Here is a 17,668-nt window from a genome sequence, read left to right on the forward strand (position 1 = left end):
TTACAATCTCTTTTTCATTGCCTTTATCACACTACGTTATAACTCGTCCAAGGATATACAATTAAGCATCACCTCAAGTTATTTTAGTCGTAATAAGTTGGCCAGCTTCATTAATAGTAACTTTCCATTTCACTCCACTAGCTGTCTTCATGATTATGCCTTTACTTGCCTCTATTTCAATATCTCCAAACATTCTTCCACCAGTTGTAGCTAACCAAGCATTCCCATTTTCCATAGAAGACCTTGCAAAAATGCGATTAATTCGAAAACGCTTATGATCTTGAGAATAACCACTTAATGTAATTCTTACTTTATATAGTTGATTCGCCTTCATATTCGATATAATTGTATCGCCTACATTTAATGGAACATCCGATGCGATAACCCAATTTCCAGTTGCGCTTAATGCATATTCAATTTTAATTTTTTTTGGACTCTCTCCCCATCCAAAATACATTCCGAAACAATTTAACATTTGTATTGGTTTTTTCGTAAAATCCAGTTCAATAACAACTGGATTACTATCTGGAACGTCAATATAGTTTACACTTTGTTCATCTATTAAATTAAAGCAATTTGCTAGATTTCCACCGTACGGTACTTTCCCACTTACTTGCTTAACAATATACTTTTGCTGAGCATTTACTAATATATCATCTTGATTGCCTATTAAGTGAGGTTTATTTAACGTAATCGGTAACTGAATTCGAAGAGATTCTTCATAGGTAGACTTACAAACATTATATTGCCCTTTATCTACAATAGTTGTCGAAAGCAGATTTGAAAAAAGGTAGTTACGATGAGAATTAGAAGAAAATTCAATGACAATTTGTTCACTACTCATCCGGTACGTATCCCAGATCATACAATCAAATGTATTATACGCACCTGAGCAACGAATTACTTTTTTCGTTTGTTGTCTACATTGTACTTGAATATCATGAAACGTATTTCCTGAACTTTCATTTGGTAAATCACTATTTCCATCTACTTCAATCCCATACACACATCCATCAATAAATATAGATTGAAATACATTGGCGTTAATCCAACAAGGTGTATTGATATCATTTATATATTCTGTCTTCAAATGTATTGCAGTTTGAAAGTTTTTAATTTGAATAAATTTAACTTGAAAGAAACTAATAAAATCCCATGCCTTTTGACAATAAAAATGTATAGCTTTTCCTTTATACGATGGGGTTGCATTTACTATATTTATATTTGATATAACAGATTGATTAGGTACTTCGATTTGTTGTGAACCAGAAACATAAATAACAACAGATTGAAACAATGGATTTATAACTTGAAGAGTACCACCAACTATCGAAGCGTTACTTTGTAGCTCAAATGCATTAAAATCTCCATCAATTTGCAGCGTTACGGTAGGATCTAACTCTAATCTTACGTTTGATTTAATAACAATCGGCTTTACAATTTTGTACGTATTTACCCCGGTAATTCTAACCGTCGAAATTCGATTCGCTACACAATAATCAATAGCTTGCTGAATTGCTAATGAGCTATCATTTCCCGAGTTTGGAACTGCGCCAAAACAATTAATGTGAACGCTACTTTCTGGCACACAATCTTCTTGGGAAGAAATATATTCTGACAAAATAAATTCACTCCTCATATTACCTTTTTCATATAATATGTGAGTTGTCTCTTAAAAGTTTCTATAATAAAAAAAACAAACGACCTACCCGGTCATTTGTTTAATTCATATATATTTTTCGTTTCCTCTATCATTTTAGTTAACGAGAAATACATCATTGCTTTCTCTCGTGCTTTTAGTCTAATAGCAATTACCTTTTCTTCATTCCCTTGTAGTTCCTCAAGCGCACTTGCGAATTCATATTCGCAATATTCAGATATCAAAATACCTGATTCTCCATCTATTACTGCTTCATGTATTCCACCAACATCTATTGAAACTATTGGTGTCCCTGTAGCCATTGCTTCAATTACTACCATTGGAAACACTTCACGAAAAGATAATAAAAGTAAGGCATCCATATTCCCTATAAACTCATGCGGCTCAGAAATATTTCCTAGCATCTTTACACTCTGTTGCAATCCATATTTTTCTATTTCTTTCATAATCGGTTCTTTCTCTGGTCCATCACCAGCAATATAAAACATAAAATCATTTCTCTTTTTCAACACATTTGCAATTTTGACAAATAGTAGATGGTTTTTCTCTTTGGATAATCTAGCTAATATCCCTATTTTATATGTAGATTCTTTCTTTTTCTGCTGGAATAAAAACTTTTCAATATCGACACCGTTATAAATTGTATTTATTTTTTCTTCTGCTACATGAATTGAAATTAAATTATTCTTTTCAAACTCACTTACTGTAATAATATTGTTTACATATTTATTCATGAAATAACGAAAAAGCGTTGGCATTTTCTTTTCTAATATCGTTACATTATGTTTCGTATAAACAATTTTCATCTTTTTTTTAATAAACTTTTGAAGTAGCAAAGCATATAATACCATTCGCAAACTATTTGCATGAATAAGTTCTATCTTTCGTTTACAAATTTCGTTTCGTAAATAATAAATATTTCTCAAATGATTCCATCTACTAAGTAAGATGAAATTTTCTTTTCTAGTAAGAGATTCATATAGTTCTCCATCACCTGCAGCTGTATAAATCTTAAAATCCTCATAACGCAAATTACTTTCCAATTTACAGAAATAGCTCTCGGCTCCGCCAGTTATCAATTTATCTGTCATCAACAGTATATTCATAATTGCGTCTTCCCAACTACATTGATTTTATTTTTTTTATAAGCATGATAAGCATACTTGCTGAAATAGTAAAAAATTTGTACCGAATTCAGTCTTTCTTGTTCCCTTAACAATTTCCAATACCGGAAAGCTGCTCTAATTTTATTTCTAGAAACAGAATTTGTAACAATTCTATATTTTGCTAACACTTGCTGTATCCCTTTTGCTTCATACCCTTTATGTAATAAGTTCAGCCATAACGCTGTATCTTCCGGCTGTATACTAGGCATTTCTACATACGGAATTTTTTCACGATCAATCATCACTGTTAAACACCCGATAATTGTATTTCCTACTAAATAATGATAGTCAACAGATTTTGGTACACTCACTTCGCGATTTAGTTCATTACCATTTTCATCAATTAAACTATACGACGCATATGAAAAAGCAATATTCATTTCTTCCATAAATAACAATTGTGTCTTCAATTTATGCGGCAACCATATATCATCACTATCTAAAAAGGCAATATACCTTCCTCTTGCCTCTTGGATCGCTAAATTCCGAGCTTTAGCAGCACCAACATTTTCTTTTAATGATAATAATCTAATTCGTGAGTCTCCTTCTATTATCTCTTTAATTTTTTCCGCAGATTGGTCGGTTGAACCGTCATCAACGATAATCATTTCCCAGTTTTCATACGATTGATTCTGTACAGATAAAATTGTCTCACCTATAAATCGTATACTATTATAAGAAGGTGTTATTACAGAAACATAAGGCGGCTCGTTATGTGCTGATAGACATTTTACCATCTATCTTTCCCCTTCCTTCATATATTGAAATATACTTCACAACAACTGCTAAAAATAAAAAGAACGCTTCGTTAATAATGAGTGACAATGACATCATCTGAAATAAAAATGCAATCATAGTCAATAGAAGGTATGGTTTTTCACGAAACAAAGTATGCTGCGCTAGCTTGAATATTAATATGAATAAAAACGCGCTATATAGAAGAAAACCAATTGTACCCGATTCAGACAAAATTTCTAAAAATGTATTGTGTACATATAATTTTTCATTAAATTGATACTCATAATAATTCGAAAAGTTAAAAGCACCGATTCCGATATATGGATTGGATAAATAATATTTAAAAGCAGCTTCCCATAATGTAAATCTACCACTTCCATTATCATGGGAAAAATCAGAGATTCGTTTATTTAATATGTCATCTAATTGGCCCCCCATTACACTATTCGATAAACTAAAAATAACTACACTAAACAATACTAAACTCATAATTATTTTTATTTTTTTAGCGAAACTAGACATACATATATATACAAAAACGACAAGCACAAGCGCTAATATACCACCCCTTGAAAAGGTTAATAGACTCGTCGTAACACATAAAATTAACCCTAGGATGTTAGTGATATTTTGTAAATTAGTCATATAGTACATAAAAAATATTGTATTATAGAAAATAAAAATGTTAGGATCATCTAGCAATCCAATTAACCGTGGATATCCTCTATCAACTAATAAACCAGCAAAAATTTCTCTCTCTTCTCCACCGTATAAACTAAAGTATTGTAAATCGATTATATAGAGTATTAGACTTACAATATTAAATACTACTCCTACATAAGCAATAGATGATTCAAGTACCACTATTTCAGTATTCCCCAATAAATTCCTCATTATAAAATAGCATCCTAAAACGAGTAGCACGCCAAAAATCATACGAATACTAGCATTTAAATACATAGAAAGAATTCCACTTAAACAATAAATGAAATAAAACAGTAAAAATATAACTTCATGAAAATATAACTTTTGAATATGAAAGTTTTTAATTGCTAAACAAAAATATATGACTAAAAAAATCATATATATTTTCAATGAAAATCCAATATATAAATTGTATTTACTTAACATAACAAATAATATTAGAAGAATAATCCATCCCATCGATACTTTCATACTATTTTCCATAGGCTATATCCCCTGTTTCGTAATATAATCCTTTTTGCGTATTTTTCTTATAAAAGAAAGAAAAAGTTTTTTTAGCTCATAATCATATAGGAATATGGCAGCTACTACAATTAGTATATTAAGAACAAGCGCAATTAAATGATATGTATGCAATATATATTGCACTCCAATAAAGGTTACGCCAAAATAAATTGTATACGGCATTACAATTTGGAATACAATTTTTTTCTTCACTACACTTACCGCTATATATCCCACTAAAGCGACAATTTCAAATAAAACCATAGCGTATGCCGCTCCTATCACTCCACCAATACTACTAAAGCTATAAAGCATAACCCCACCTATCACCAATGCTACACACTGCACAACAGTTCTCTTATTTTGACATCCGCTCGTCGTTAAACCGTCAGCAATGGCAATATTTAAACTTTGTAGCACAATAAGAAATGATAATATTTGGAGTGGTTCTACTGCATTGCTCCATTCTTCATGAAAAAATATAGAAATAAAGTATGGTGCTAAATGATATAAACCAATCGTCATACATATTCCTATAATCGCCATTGATTTAATTTGAAGCAAATTTAATTTCGTATGCGCTTCTAAATTATTCTGGTTATAATGCTTAAAGAGCACTGGAAAAAATGCACCTGCAATTACCCCCGGTACTTGATATAAAGCTGCCGGCATCCGGTAGGCTACTGCAAAAACACCTACCATACTTAATGGCAATGTATAGTTAAGCAAGATAGGTGCTAATTGTGGCGTACTCATTATTAAAAAACCGCTAATAATAAAGGGAGTTAATTGCCAAAATAACGCTTTATGAATTACGACTTTCATATTCATTTTCGTCTTTCTTCTCATGATATATATACTGAATACACCACCGATCATATACCCAAAAGCATATAAGCGAGCCGTTACATACACCGGTAACTCTCCGAAAATACAAAAACATGTAATTATAATGATAACCGATGCTGATACAACTTTAATGAGCGCTATATACTCCATACGTTCCATCAGTTGAAAATAGACAATTCCTATGTTTTGCCAAGTTAATCCTATTAACATGAAAAACATTACGTTTATCATCATATAAATTAAATTTTTATCTACATACATATAATGAATAGCAACATAACCGATGATAGAAATAAAAATAAGTAGAATCATCCTTATTTTTATATACGATGATAAAATCTTCTCTAAATCTGCTCCATCCTTTGCCCCTTCTCGAAGAAACGTATTACTAAGTCCTAAGTCTGTAAAAAATAACATAACAAACGTCACTGCTATGGCAACACTAAACATCCCATAATGTTGTGCGTTAAAAAAGTTTGCTAAAATAATTAAACTGACAGCCTGAAGAAGGTTAGCTAAAATCGTACTATAAAATAGATGGATAATATTGTTTAGAATAGATCTACCCATACCAGTTCTCCTTTGCAAGTAACCTACTTACATATGTTGTTTGTTTACATATATATTTATCTTGCACCATTACCGTTCAATACAATTAAAACGGTCTTACATAAAATACGGATATCCATCCGAATCGTTTTCATTTCAATATACTCCATATCCAGCCTCAACTTTTCCTTTGGATCAAGATTATATCCTCCATTTATTTGTGCCCATCCTGTTAATCCTGGTTTTACCATTAAACGATCCTTAAATTCTGGAATATACGCATCAAATTCATTATAAAAAAACTCTCTCTCTGGTCGAGGGCCTACAAAAGACATATCTCCTCTTAAAATATTTAAAAGTTGCGGTAATTCATCAATTCTCGTTTTTCTTATGAACAATCCAACTTTTGTAATTCTTGAATCATGTTCTTTTGCCCATTGCGGGCCATTTATTTCAGCATCCTTTACCATCGATCTTAATTTAAATACATTAAACTTCTTCCCGTTTATACCTAAACGTTCTTGAAAGTAAAATGGAGCACCTGATGTTTCTAAAGTAATCATAATACAAAAGAACAACATAATTGGTATCGTTAATAGTAACAATATGATTGAAAATATAATATCAAACAAGCGTTTTACACTTCGATTCAATATACTAGGCTTTTCTTGAGCCGGAATCGTATACAACTTGGCTTGATTTGTTTCACGAATCATGGATCGTTACCCCCACATTCAAGAATATAAAATTATACCTATTAATTCACATTCTTTCCTCTTTATATCCACTATTACTTTTTGCACTGTACGTAGTGAATCTTTTCGCTTTTTAACTGCTAAGACCACTCCATCGCATTTCCCTGCAATAATGTGCGTAGCAGGAAGATCAAATACTTCAGAAGAATAAAAGAAAATGTAATCAAAATCTTCTTTCCACTTAGCAATCGCATTATCAAATTCATCCATAGCAACTAAGGGGGCCCCTGTGTGTACTGTTTTTTTTGCAGGAATACAATATAAGTATTTAGACAAATTACTAGAAAAAGATTCATAATTGCAGGGGGAAGAGCTTATTATATCGTTTACTGTTATCATGTGATCACTTTGTAATAATACATGTAATTTAGGATCAGAAAAATTCACATCAATAAGTAACACCTTTTTCTTCATTTCCGCAAACACTAGACCCATATTTACTATAAGCGAGGCAACAACCCCTCTGTCCTTCGTTGAACTAACTGTGAACAGTTGTTTTCCAGATTTTTTTAGCTCGTGATACACCGTATAAAACTGTTCTTTCATCAGATCATCATGCAGATCGAATGGCAGCTGTTTCTTTGTCCTAAACATCAACATGTTCACCTCGATATATAGATGATTGTTTATCAATCTCTGTAGGTTTCTTTTTTCTATTCGGTTTCATATTTATGTGACCAATAACAGAGACTGTTGTTATTTTCTCTAAATCTTGTTCCGTGTATATACGTTCATCAAAATGATCTCGAAATACAGCTAAACCTATCCCAACAAAAAAACTAACAATTAAAGAAATAGGAATGATTAGTTGAAATTTTGGAAACAATTTTTCAGCCTGTTCCTGTAACTCAGGATCCGTCAACACTTTCACACCTTGTACATTTGTGTACTGTTGAAAACTTTGTTGTGATTGCTCTGCCAATGTCTTTACTATGTCTTTCACGACTTTCGGATTGGAATCTTTTACTGTAACAGTTACAATTTGTGAGTTGTCCGTATTTACCACCGAGATTTTTTGTGCTAATTCATAACTTGATTGCTCTAATTTCAAAGTTTTTTTAACTGTTGAAATAATTAATGGGCTTTTTAAAATATCGACATACGATGTTACTAGTTGCTTATTTTCTTGTGTTTTATTTGTTGAATTTTCCTTATTAAACTCATCTAAATTCCCAACAAGAATTTGCGTTGAATATTGATATGACGGCTTTAAAACATACATAGAGATAAGAACTAAAGAAGCGGTTAAACAACACATCGTTAAAATAATCGTTACGAATCTTCTTTTCAATAATTGTTGAAAATCTTTTATACTCATTTCTTGCTTCAATTATTTCACCGCCCTTTTCTGAATAACATCCTGCAAGTCACTCTTTACAGATAACCCTTTCTCCTTTCTATCCACTTGTTTTGTTACATACTTTCCGACTCTCAATGCAAATTTTTCTACATATATATACGAAAGCATTGCAAATATAAACGAAAAAACAAGTGAAAAAATTAAAATAATAAGCAACGGTAATATTTTATGGAGCATGTATATAAGGGAAAATAACGATATAATATGATATAAATAAAGACTGTAAGAAATCTTCCCCAAATATAACAAGTATTTATTACGTAGTAAGGACGACAAAGTTGATATTGACAAGCTTAATATGACAAATAGACATGCACTTATCGCCACTACATAGTCTCGAAATATAAAATTATTGAGCACTTTCATTTCTCCAATAAGCCCTTCATACATAAAAAGTAAAATCGCAAATAAAAACCATGCAATTTTCGTGTTTTTAGTACAATTACTATAAAAAACTATTAAATTATTTTTATACTTCGCAACTAGTGCTCCTAGTAAAAATAGCACCGTATAATGCAAAGTTAATGCATAGCTTGTTAATGTTAAGCCCGAACGAAACAAAAATAATATGATGACAGAACATATACTAAAACTAAACAATAATAGTAATGAACCCCTTAACGTTTTTCGTAAGCAAATCATCAAAATTAACGGGAAAATTATTGATATTCGCATTTCATGGACAAGCGACCAAATCACACCGTTATATGCATCTATATTATATTTCCCAACCAATAAAATATGTTGTGCGATTAAGCTTGAAGAACTTTCAATCGTCCATGAGCGATTAAACCATTCACTTAAATAAGAAATACCATATTCACTAATTGTAGTCTGGCATATAATCGCTATAATTATTGCCACAATATAAGGAATATATATTCTGCATATACGTTTTAAAAGGTATGACCCATAGCTACTATAGTTTTTTTCAATAGATTCATACAAAACAAATCCGCTCAAAACAAAAAAGATAATAACAGATTCGTTACCACTACTAAAAATTAGACGAGCAGGTGTTTCTTTTAATAGATACATAACAAATGGTTTATTATCTTCATAACTGTAATTTTGAAATGCTGAAAAAATCATTAAATGATGACCAATCATTACTACTAATGAAGAAATCCCTCTTATAGAGTCCAATTCTTCGTATCTCTTCATCTTTTTACATCAACTCCTAATGAAATGATACTAATCATTTCAAAGCGACATCTTTATTCATATTCCTCTCCTTTCTTTTCATTCCAATTTTTCATATTAAAATGATTTTATAGTATAAATTTGAGTGTATTGTAACATTTTTTGTAATATTATGAATAGTAAATCTCGAAAATTGGTATATACCAATTTCAACCTCGAAAAATGAGTAATATTGATAGAAAAACACTATAAAAATATCTTGCATATTTACAAAATTAAAGAGATGAATAGCGTTTTTTCAATATAAAATAAAAAAGATAGCCTATATAGGCTATCTTTTTTATTTTATTTAATTACTGGCACCACTATATGCTACATGTCGTTTCTCAATTCTTTCTTCAATTTCTTTCATATTTTCTTTATTATTTAATAGTGATTGTTTATTTTCAATTAATAATTGTTTAAAAGATTTTCTCACTTTTTTTCTCATTTTCATTGTCCTCCTTGGGGGATGGTTTATATAAAAGATAAAGAATTATCTGTGTGTCCTTATAATAATTGATTGTTGTGAATTCTATTTGAACTTCATATGAAAATTCCGTTTATTTTCTGACAACTTTGTGAACACGAAAAAAAGACTCTCTAAAACTATGTTGAAATTAATTCACTTCATTATAAAAATTACTATTTCCATCAACTTTTATCATTATATCTTGTCGAAACATTTATATATTTAAAATTGATTTCGACATAATTTTATTTACTATAATACTGTTTACAAAAACAAAAAGAAGGTGTTGCATAAGTCAAAGTTCGACTTATGCAACATCCCTCTTTCTAAACTATTTATAGCATATTTATTAATATTTCAGGTCTTCCCCAATTCATTTCTTCACAAACAAATTTAAGTTTTTCTTCATCCATTGTGTGTAGTCCCTCTTCTAGTGAACATGAAATTGGAACTTCACAGTGAATTTGTGCTAATTGCAACGAAATATTTAAGTTCTCTAAATCACTTTCAATCTTCGTACGCTGCGCTTTCGTTAATGATTCTACATTTTCTAGTACAGCGGATACTGTTCCGTGCTCTTGAATAAGCTTATACGCTGTTTTTTCACCGATACCTTTTACACCTGGATAATTATCACTTGTATCTCCCATGAAAGCTTTTGCATGGACGATTTGCCACGGCTCTACACCTTTTTCTTCCATAATTTTCTCCGGTGTGTAATATTCGTAATTTCCAATTCCTTTACGCAGAAGCATAACTGTAACGTTCTTATCAACAAGTTGAAGTAAATCTGTATCACCAGTTAAAATATAAACTTCAGCTTCATTGCAATATTGTTTTGCAAGCGTACCGATACAATCATCGGCTTCGTAGCCTTTCATACCGATAACTGGAATGGATAATTTCGCAGTCATTTCTTGCACTAAATCAAATTGAGGAATTAATTCTTCTGGTGGCGCTGCACGATTTGCTTTATAATTCGAGAACGATTCTGTTCTAAATGTCGTACTTCCCATATCCCAGCATGTAACGATATGTGTTGGTTCGATCGCTTGCGTAGCTGTTAACAAGTGTTTCATATAACCATGAATCCCGTTTGTAGGGGTTCCATCTTGTCGTTTCATAAATTGTCCGTAGACACTTGTTGCGTAAAAAGCACGAAATAATAGTGCCATACCATCAACTAATAATACTTTTTTCATAATTCCTCTCCTATTAAAAAAATAATAACCTCACGTTATCACGTAAGGTTATATAAATAGATTACCATTCTACGTTTTTGCTCAACTTTGTCTATTATACATGGTTTTTGTATATTTAGCACCATTAACACATTAAGACATCCTACTACAACAAGTATGCAATATGCCTGAATACGTATTTTTTCCAGTAGAAACAACGACAGCCTTTGCATTTCCACTAACAATATGCGAACCTTTAAAACATACATTTTCAAGCTCAAGTGGATTATAATCTTTCATCCGTTTTAATGGGATAAATCGTTTACGTTCAAGGTGATAGCAGCTTTCAAACTTCTCTATACTCGCTTCGTTTCCCGTTAACACAGACTCATTTACTAATAAATCATCTGCATAAATAATACGTACATCAGCTGGCACAGCATCTCCAGCCGAAAGAAAAATCATATCTCCAGGTACAAGTTCTTGCACTGGTATCTCCATCATTTTCAGTTCACTATTTAGCCCTGTACTACTAGAACATTCTACTCTAGATACAGTAATCGTTTCACGTTGTAATTCATCACACACACGTTGTTTTGAAAAACCTGGGATCATGCCACCAAGCTTCATCATTACTTCTGCAAGAAGTGCTCTTTTTGAAGTTAGTTCATTTCGGCCATATACTTGAATACGTTTTTGTGCCTCTTTCATTGATAGTCCGTCTCTTGTTGTTTTAAAATATGCAAATACAGATTTTACATCTCTTGTTGCAATTTCAATTAATAAATCTTTATTTTTTTGAAGCATTGTTTGTTCTTTTATTGATTTTTTACTTAGTTTATATGACGTGTTACCCACAGTTTTGTTTGCATATAACATATTATCGTCTCCTCCTTTACAACATAGGAAGAAACGCTTTGTTTCTCAATTTATCCACTTTACTGTGAAAGTGTCTAGCGCTTTATAAACGCTACATTGTGATAAATATAGAGGGAGGAACAAATCGTTTCCTGCCTACATCATATATTTTTGATTTGAAGTATATGGGTAACGGAACCGAGTCAGAATTTGACATGCTCCTCACCTCCTCGTTTAATTTTATAGTTTATACTATGAAATTACTCATAGCTTGGTAACAAAAAAGACCCCTACCCTTAAGAGAGTAGTGGCCATTACATACACAAATAAACGATTTCTAATATAATTAGAAATCTACGGACCTCTCCCTCGCCGAGTTTTAGCACTGTATAGCATAGGTACATTACCAGCTACGTTAAGAAAAACCTTAATTCGATCATTCCTGTTGACCCATTGGCGTCTCTCGACATTTTTGGGCAGTAGCATTTCTCTATACAGGAGCCTCACCTAACAGAGACTTATTTTCATTACATTGAAAATGTTACTCTTATTTAAAATAGATGTCAACCGTAGCCTACAATTTTTTCAAAAGGTATGGCAAACTAACATATATAAAGTGAAACTTTAATCAGTGGGGTTTTGTTCATCCCCCACTGATTATTAGCCCTCACCAATCGGGCTGCCCGGCAAATAGCGGAATAAAATAAAAAACTTTACGTTTAAACGTAAAGTTTTTAATAAGTTATACAGCCAGCAATTACAATCCCAATTGAAAGCGATAAAAACATAAGAAAAAGACCGACTGCTTGATTATCTTCTTCAAGACTTTTGTTTATATTAAAGCGTGGTGTAAGCCACTCAGCTAAATAAAAAACGATAATTTGAGCCAAAATCCCAACTGCTCCCCACGAAATCATATCAAGAAGTGAAATTGAATTAGCTGCTGTCGAATATAAAACAATAGCTAACCCAAGTAATCGTCCTCCAAGCACATAGCTTACCGCCTTATTCCCTTGAGCCATTAACTTAAATTCCTTAACTTTCGTTGTCACTTCCATCAAGAACAGACCAATACATAAAAGTCCGAGTGTTACTGCTAAATATGATAAAAAATTAATCATTTTTCCCCCTCCTTTTTATACCTACCGGTAAATAGTACGATTCATTTCCTGTAATCTTTTCTCCCGCGCGAATACCGATACTACTCGCTTTTCCAGCAATTAAAAAAGAACCAAACACATACGACAGTTTCTCCATCCCTTTTTCTGTTTCCAAGGATACGACTGGAAGTTCTATATACTTTTGAAATATCGGCAGTGAAGTTTTATACGTTTGATGTGCATTTTGAAGCATAATATTTTCATCCTTATCGCGAATCGTAATTGTATCTCCTTCTCTACCAAATGAAGGTTTTTGAACGAAAGAACCTTTTCCTAAAAATAAATCTGGTTCTAAATATGTAGGTAACATATATTCTTTAATCCACTGTTGTTCCTCGTTTGTATAAAAGACCTCTTCTTCTGCTAACCCCCAAATAAGACACTGAATTGATTTTGGCTGAAGTAAAAATGCTGACAAAGGATTTATTATAAAAAGCTTTCCGGCTTTTACAAGTTGCAGCAGTTCCACACCTATCAAATCTCCTGTTTCAGGATCTTGATCCTCAATTAAATCTTCTATCGGATATGTTTGGCGATATAAAACATCAATCTTCGCCCCATCTTTATCAACTAGAGCACCTTTCGTAATTCTAAGTTCTGACATTGGCACTACTTTATTTTCAACATGGCATAACTGACTTAAATACATAGTCGTATTCCAATCCTCAATATGTTCATGATGTGCTGTAAAAACAACATTTGGATTGTCTAATCCCTTTGTCGCTTCCATTACAGCTTTCGTAACACCAGAAGATAGTAATCGTTCTTGATCCGAGTTTGGATCATCATAACCTAGGTTTTCACAAACTTTTCCATTCATTTGAAAGCATTCCATAATAAAAGTTGGTGTATCACTATTAAACTCAAGCATTTTAATTTGGTTATCAACCGTTATAACGAAATCAAATCGTGAAATAACAGATTCAGGATATAATCCTTTCATTCTAATGAATGATAAGCTCGCAGGAGGAAAACCAAGCTCAAGAAGCTGTTCGTCACTTAAATTTCGCAAAAGTCTAGCAGTCTTAAAAAATATTTTACCCATTCGTTCAGTCGCTAAGTGTAATTGTTCCAAAGTCTGATTTGTTATAGAAAAAACATGAAACAAACTATATTCACATTCATATAAATCCGACCAAAAATTCGGATATTTTAAATAAAAATCTTTTCGATCCCTTATGTATTGCGACATATTTTAGCCCCCAAATCCTCCCTTTGAACCGCTTCCAATTCCACCTTTAAATTCAGCAGACGATTGATACGATTTAAACGCCGATGAATTTTTAAAAGTGGATTTATTTTGATAGTATCGCCCACCATAGAAATAATGCCCACGATAACCTGAACTACTATCATCACACTGCCATACCCCAAGTTCATCATCCCAATCCCAATCAGAACAACTATTATCATTCGGTTTTGGGGGAAGATCTTGTGCGCAACCAAATAAAGTGCCAGTCATTAAAGACGTTACGACACCACCTACTAGCCATTTCGTTTTTGTCACCTTCGCACTCCCCTTTTTAAATTCTATTCCTATTATATAGGATGACATGATAAAGTAGAAGAAAAAGGAAGAAGAGGGATAAAATGCGCTTAGAATATCGACTTAATGATGGAACGAAAGGGTATCCTGCTTTATGGAACTACGCCAATATTTCTAATTCTGAAATTATCGCACGCATGACTTGTGAATATTTTATTAAAGAGAAAAATACTTATGTTGTCACTGCAACTTCGGTTGATCCAGACGGAACAGCAGTTATTTATATTCAAAAAGAAGTTTTCGCCAATGACCCTTCAGACCCTACATACTCCCACATCGGTTTTGAAATTAGAGAACTAAGTGAAACGAGTTCAAGCTTAGTAGATAGTCAAGATGTATGGAACTACGAAGAAATTTTACCATCTCTTCATTCAGATATTATATATATTCAGCGAGACGGCATGTCTATGGAATTCTCCTTGGATTCAAGAGAGATTGATGAAGACAGAAAGTGCTACATTTATTACGGAAACTTCACAGGTGAATCAAGATAATATTGATATATCTATGCAACAAAAAAACCTTACGTATAAAACGTAAGGTTTTTATATAGCCCCACATATGCCGTTCTCTCTAGATGTCCATAAACCTGCTCTCACAGGTGGATGCTCTCACAAATGTTTGTAACTTCCTTCTTAAAAAGATGGCATGTTAGCTACATTTAAATATTGAACTTCCATATTAAACTTATTGGTTTAAGACATGCATAAGCTACGTACACCGTAGGAATTTTATATAAGGTTAGTTGAAATAAGACCCCCGCACGTGCCGCTCCTCGTAAATGTCCAAAAACCCGCTACTCGCAGGTGGATGCCCTCACAGTTACCGTACATCTTCCTCCACAAGGAAGGCTTGATGATGGTCGCTAAATATTGAGCTTCCGTATAACTAACATCGGTTTTAGACATAAATAAGTTACGTACACCGCAGGATGTATTATTTACTTGTCGTTATATTATCACATTGTTTCCAATGTGTAAAATACAAAGTTTTTCGAGCAATCTCTTGCTTGTGACCTTATTTTAATACAAATTATTTTTGCATGCAAGTGATTAATCTTCTTCTTTTGCAATTTGATTTTCTGGATAAGAAATCCAATCACTCCAGCTACCCGCATACAATTTAACATTTTGGAATCCAGCCAATTTTAACGCAATGATATTTGGACATGCCGTAACACCAGAACCACAATATACAATGGTTTCCTTATCTTTCGACAGATTTTGGAATCGTCCTTGTTGCTCAGCTTCATTCTTAAATTGTCCTGATTGCAACATTCCATCCTTCCAAAAATAGTTTGCTGCTGTCGGAATATGTCCTGCTTTATGATCGACAAGTTCCTCTACACCAGCATAACGTTTTGGCTCTCTTGAATCAATTAACGTAACATCTGCACCTGCCTGGATATTCTCTCTTACTGTTTCCATCGATACAAGCATATGATCTTGTATGTTTGTTTTGAATGTTTTTCGTATAACAACAGGAATTTCCGTTGTTGTCGGTAGTCCATTCTCTTTCCAAACCGGGAAACCACCATCTAATATATATACTTTCTCATGTCCTACATAGTTACATAACCACCATAAACGAGCAGCATTTGCACCAGCTTGACTGTCATACGCAATTACTGTCGTATGTTCATCAATACCAACCTCCGAAAGCTTGTCCGCAAACTCTTCAATGCTTGGCAACGGGTGGCGGCCACCATGCTCTACTATAGGACTTGATAAATCTAAATTCAAATCAAAATATAAAGCATGAGGAATATGTTCTTCTTCATACTTTTCTCTACCCCAATTAGGATTCGCTAAATCAAAACGACAATCGATTACACGGACGTTCTCATCTTCTATATGCTCACGTAACCATTCGACTGTAACTATCATCTTTAACGACCTTCTTTCTCTTGTAAACGACTTACATACTCCATAACCATTTCTTCTGTAACATATTTACGCTGCAAGGTAACACCATTTTTTGCAAGATCATTAATTTGCTTTGTTACAACATTAATGACATCAACCGAAAATTCTTTCCCATTTGACGCAAGAGATACGGCTGCTTCAATAGCTGCTTCACGCTGCGCATCTAATTGTAAACATGCTTTTACACTTTCATTTTGTTTACGAGAATGTGCTGTAATTGCTTTATGTACTTCCATCTTCTCTTCCCCCTAAATAAGTTATACGTTCTAATTCAATTCCATTGCAAGCCGAATCATATCACGGCATACAATGCCATTTTCAATAATCTCTTCTTCATAATGCTTCGAAAAGTAATCAAAATCAATAGAAAAAATACGAAATCCACATTTTTGATATAAAGCAAGTTGTGAAACACTAGAATTGCCTGTACCAACTTCCAGTTTTGACATACCATATCCTTTAGCAGTTTCTACAGCATGACTTACTAGCTTCTTTCCAATCCCTTTTCCTTGCACATGCTCTGCAACCGCAATATTCATGATTTCCATCGTCTTTGGCCTTGTTTCCAAAAGAACATATACACCGATAACGCTACCCTCTTGCTTTGCTACGTATGTTAATCCTCTTTGTACATATGTAGCTATTTGCCGTTCACTTGGATCAGCAAGTAGCAATAAAGACTTCGGTATAGCTTCTTCTTTCGAAATATGCTCTATTACTACACCCATAAAAAATTCCCCTTTCTCTATTGTTCTAAACCCTCCTTGTCTACCATAAGTAATAGAAAGGAGGGGTTCATCATGGACAACAATGAGAAAAAATGCAACGTCATCTCTATTGATGGAAAGAAGAAGAAAAGCGACACGTATTCCTATCCAAAATTAGTAGTAGAAAATAAAACATATGAATTTTCTTCATTCGTCTTATGCGGTGAAACACCAGACGGCAGACGACTCGTTCTTACTCATATGATTTCTACCGATGAATTTGCTGGATTTGTAAAATCTTTAGATACTGTACTGCAAAAGAAAATTGAACGAATCTTTTTCTCATAACGA

20 protein-coding genes, 2 other RNA genes and 1 riboswitch are annotated in these 17,668 nt (G+C 32.8%); of the genes, 2 read left to right on the forward strand and 20 right to left on the reverse strand.

Annotated features, from left to right (window positions below; genetic code table 11):
- Positions 1-73: 73 nt before the first annotated feature.
- The 15 genes from ACYFX0_RS15965 to ACYFX0_RS16035 all read right to left on the reverse strand — a co-directional run bounded on the left by ACYFX0_RS15965 (position 74) and on the right by ACYFX0_RS16035 (position 14,646).
- The gene (locus tag ACYFX0_RS15965; RefSeq protein WP_017762959.1) at positions 74-1,621 is read right to left on the reverse strand and encodes a glycoside hydrolase family protein; all 1,548 of its coding nucleotides are present in this window, start codon (positions 1,619-1,621) and stop codon (positions 74-76) included.
- A gap of 92 nt (positions 1,622-1,713) precedes the next feature.
- Complete coding sequence (locus ACYFX0_RS15970) at positions 1,714-2,766, reverse strand: glycosyltransferase family 4 protein (RefSeq protein WP_001023711.1); 1,053 nt, start codon at positions 2,764-2,766, stop codon at positions 1,714-1,716.
- On the reverse strand, positions 2,763-3,563 hold the full coding sequence (locus ACYFX0_RS15975; protein ID WP_000237679.1) for a glycosyltransferase family 2 protein: 801 nt from the start codon (positions 3,561-3,563) through the stop codon (positions 2,763-2,765). The genes ACYFX0_RS15970 and ACYFX0_RS15975 overlap by 4 nt, the downstream gene beginning before the upstream one ends.
- A complete protein-coding gene (locus ACYFX0_RS15980; protein WP_460270920.1) occupies positions 3,538-4,752 on the reverse strand; it encodes an O-antigen ligase family protein in 1,215 nt (404 codons plus the stop codon). The genes ACYFX0_RS15975 and ACYFX0_RS15980 overlap by 26 nt, the downstream gene beginning before the upstream one ends.
- A 3-nt stretch (positions 4,753-4,755) precedes the next feature.
- On the reverse strand, positions 4,756-6,192 hold the full coding sequence (locus tag ACYFX0_RS15985; RefSeq protein ID WP_460270922.1) for an oligosaccharide flippase family protein: 1,437 nt from the start codon (positions 6,190-6,192) through the stop codon (positions 4,756-4,758).
- A 56-nt stretch (positions 6,193-6,248) separates the two neighbouring features.
- Positions 6,249-6,887, reverse strand: coding sequence for a sugar transferase (locus ACYFX0_RS15990; protein ID WP_106081413.1), 639 nt, complete (start codon positions 6,885-6,887; stop codon positions 6,249-6,251).
- 18 nt (positions 6,888-6,905) lie between these two features.
- The gene (locus ACYFX0_RS15995) at positions 6,906-7,526 is read right to left on the reverse strand and encodes a CpsD/CapB family tyrosine-protein kinase (protein WP_142398750.1); all 621 of its coding nucleotides are present in this window, start codon (positions 7,524-7,526) and stop codon (positions 6,906-6,908) included.
- Positions 7,513-8,256, reverse strand: a complete 744-nt coding sequence (locus ACYFX0_RS16000; RefSeq protein ID WP_106081414.1) for a YveK family protein — start codon at positions 8,254-8,256, stop codon at positions 7,513-7,515. The genes ACYFX0_RS15995 and ACYFX0_RS16000 overlap by 14 nt, the downstream gene beginning before the upstream one ends.
- The gene (locus ACYFX0_RS16005; protein ID WP_460270924.1) at positions 8,257-9,450 is read right to left on the reverse strand and encodes an acyltransferase family protein; all 1,194 of its coding nucleotides are present in this window, start codon (positions 9,448-9,450) and stop codon (positions 8,257-8,259) included. It lies immediately after the preceding gene.
- 328 nt (positions 9,451-9,778) lie between these two features.
- Positions 9,779-9,919 carry an FbpB family small basic protein gene (locus ACYFX0_RS16010; protein ID WP_001228048.1) on the reverse strand — a complete coding sequence of 47 codons (141 nt, stop codon included), beginning with the start codon at positions 9,917-9,919 and terminating at the stop codon, positions 9,779-9,781.
- Between the two features lie 356 nt (positions 9,920-10,275).
- On the reverse strand, positions 10,276-11,142 hold the full coding sequence (locus tag ACYFX0_RS16015) for a 5'-3' exonuclease (RefSeq protein ID WP_000757071.1): 867 nt from the start codon (positions 11,140-11,142) through the stop codon (positions 10,276-10,278).
- Between the two features lie 132 nt (positions 11,143-11,274).
- Positions 11,275-12,000 carry a P-type ATPase gene (locus tag ACYFX0_RS16020; RefSeq protein WP_000964950.1) on the reverse strand — a complete coding sequence of 242 codons (726 nt, stop codon included), beginning with the start codon at positions 11,998-12,000 and terminating at the stop codon, positions 11,275-11,277.
- A 335-nt stretch (positions 12,001-12,335) separates the two neighbouring features.
- A riboswitch (M-box (ykoK) riboswitch) is annotated at positions 12,336-12,501 on the reverse strand.
- Positions 12,502-12,713: 212 nt separating this feature from the next.
- A complete protein-coding gene (locus tag ACYFX0_RS16025) occupies positions 12,714-13,100 on the reverse strand; it encodes a DUF350 domain-containing protein (RefSeq protein ID WP_000606873.1) in 387 nt (128 codons plus the stop codon).
- Complete coding sequence (locus ACYFX0_RS16030; RefSeq protein WP_106081416.1) at positions 13,093-14,331, reverse strand: glutathionylspermidine synthase family protein; 1,239 nt, start codon at positions 14,329-14,331, stop codon at positions 13,093-13,095. Before ACYFX0_RS16030 ends, ACYFX0_RS16025 begins: the two co-directional genes overlap by 8 nt.
- Positions 14,332-14,334: 3 nt before the next feature.
- Positions 14,335-14,646: a hypothetical protein gene (locus ACYFX0_RS16035; protein WP_000169030.1), complete on the reverse strand. Its 312-nt coding sequence runs from the start codon at positions 14,644-14,646 to the stop codon at positions 14,335-14,337.
- 83 nt (positions 14,647-14,729) lie between these two features.
- Here ACYFX0_RS16035 and ACYFX0_RS16040 point away from each other — a divergent pair, with 83 nt between their 5' ends.
- Positions 14,730-15,179 carry a hypothetical protein gene (locus ACYFX0_RS16040; protein WP_106081417.1) on the forward strand — a complete coding sequence of 150 codons (450 nt, stop codon included), beginning with the start codon at positions 14,730-14,732 and terminating at the stop codon, positions 15,177-15,179.
- Positions 15,180-15,233: 54 nt separating this feature from the next.
- Here the strand turns inward: ACYFX0_RS16040 and ssrS (ACYFX0_RS16045) are convergent.
- From ssrS (ACYFX0_RS16045) to ACYFX0_RS16065, 5 genes are all read right to left on the reverse strand, one after another.
- Positions 15,234-15,417, reverse strand: a non-coding RNA gene (ssrS, locus tag ACYFX0_RS16045) — 6S RNA.
- A gap of 21 nt (positions 15,418-15,438) precedes the next feature.
- Positions 15,439-15,621: non-coding RNA, 6S RNA (gene ssrS / locus ACYFX0_RS16050), on the reverse strand.
- 116 nt (positions 15,622-15,737) lie between these two features.
- Positions 15,738-16,571 (reverse strand): sulfurtransferase, encoded by an 834-nt coding sequence (locus tag ACYFX0_RS16055; protein ID WP_000637581.1) that lies wholly within the window; start codon positions 16,569-16,571, stop codon positions 15,738-15,740.
- 2 nt (positions 16,572-16,573) lie between these two features.
- Positions 16,574-16,846 carry a YpbS family protein gene (locus ACYFX0_RS16060; protein ID WP_000451820.1) on the reverse strand — a complete coding sequence of 91 codons (273 nt, stop codon included), beginning with the start codon at positions 16,844-16,846 and terminating at the stop codon, positions 16,574-16,576.
- A 30-nt stretch (positions 16,847-16,876) separates the two neighbouring features.
- The gene (locus tag ACYFX0_RS16065) at positions 16,877-17,338 is read right to left on the reverse strand and encodes a GNAT family N-acetyltransferase (RefSeq protein WP_106081418.1); all 462 of its coding nucleotides are present in this window, start codon (positions 17,336-17,338) and stop codon (positions 16,877-16,879) included.
- 72 nt (positions 17,339-17,410) lie between these two features.
- Between ACYFX0_RS16065 and ACYFX0_RS16070 the strand changes: the two genes are divergently transcribed.
- Positions 17,411-17,665 (forward strand): DUF3931 domain-containing protein, encoded by a 255-nt coding sequence (locus ACYFX0_RS16070; protein ID WP_000369740.1) that lies wholly within the window; start codon positions 17,411-17,413, stop codon positions 17,663-17,665.
- Positions 17,666-17,668 lie beyond the last annotated feature (3 nt).

It is taken from the genome of Bacillus sp. NEAU-Y102 (genome assembly GCF_054788175.1).

Bases quoted from the DNA above. Each gene is read 5' to 3' on its own strand.
- ACYFX0_RS15970 (WP_001023711.1), bottom strand. From the start codon at position 2,766: ATGAATATACTGTTGATGACAGATAAATTGATAACTGGCGGAGCCGAG.
- ACYFX0_RS15975 (WP_000237679.1), bottom strand. From the start codon at position 3,563: ATGGTAAAATGTCTATCAGCACATAACGAGCCGCCTTATGTTTCTGTA.
- ACYFX0_RS15980 (WP_460270920.1), bottom strand. From the start codon at position 4,752: ATGGAAAATAGTATGAAAGTATCGATGGGATGGATTATTCTTCTAATA.
- ACYFX0_RS15985 (WP_460270922.1), bottom strand. From the start codon at position 6,192: ATGGGTAGATCTATTCTAAACAATATTATCCATCTATTTTATAGTACG.
- ACYFX0_RS15990 (WP_106081413.1), bottom strand. From the start codon at position 6,887: ATGATTCGTGAAACAAATCAAGCCAAGTTGTATACGATTCCGGCTCAA.
- ACYFX0_RS15995 (WP_142398750.1), bottom strand. From the start codon at position 7,526: ATGTTGATGTTTAGGACAAAGAAACAGCTGCCATTCGATCTGCATGAT.
- ACYFX0_RS16005 (WP_460270924.1), bottom strand. From the start codon at position 9,450: ATGAAGAGATACGAAGAATTGGACTCTATAAGAGGGATTTCTTCATTA.
- ACYFX0_RS16010 (WP_001228048.1), bottom strand. From the start codon at position 9,919: ATGAGAAAAAAAGTGAGAAAATCTTTTAAACAATTATTAATTGAAAAT.
- ACYFX0_RS16015 (WP_000757071.1), bottom strand. From the start codon at position 11,142: ATGAAAAAAGTATTATTAGTTGATGGTATGGCACTATTATTTCGTGCT.
- ACYFX0_RS16020 (WP_000964950.1), bottom strand. From the start codon at position 12,000: ATGTTATATGCAAACAAAACTGTGGGTAACACGTCATATAAACTAAGT.
- ACYFX0_RS16025 (WP_000606873.1), bottom strand. From the start codon at position 13,100: ATGATTAATTTTTTATCATATTTAGCAGTAACACTCGGACTTTTATGT.
- ACYFX0_RS16030 (WP_106081416.1), bottom strand. From the start codon at position 14,331: ATGTCGCAATACATAAGGGATCGAAAAGATTTTTATTTAAAATATCCG.
- ACYFX0_RS16040 (WP_106081417.1), top strand. From the start codon at position 14,730: ATGCGCTTAGAATATCGACTTAATGATGGAACGAAAGGGTATCCTGCT.
- ACYFX0_RS16055 (WP_000637581.1), bottom strand. From the start codon at position 16,571: ATGATAGTTACAGTCGAATGGTTACGTGAGCATATAGAAGATGAGAAC.
- ACYFX0_RS16060 (WP_000451820.1), bottom strand. From the start codon at position 16,846: ATGGAAGTACATAAAGCAATTACAGCACATTCTCGTAAACAAAATGAA.
- ACYFX0_RS16065 (WP_106081418.1), bottom strand. From the start codon at position 17,338: ATGGGTGTAGTAATAGAGCATATTTCGAAAGAAGAAGCTATACCGAAG.
- ACYFX0_RS16070 (WP_000369740.1), top strand. From the start codon at position 17,411: ATGGACAACAATGAGAAAAAATGCAACGTCATCTCTATTGATGGAAAG.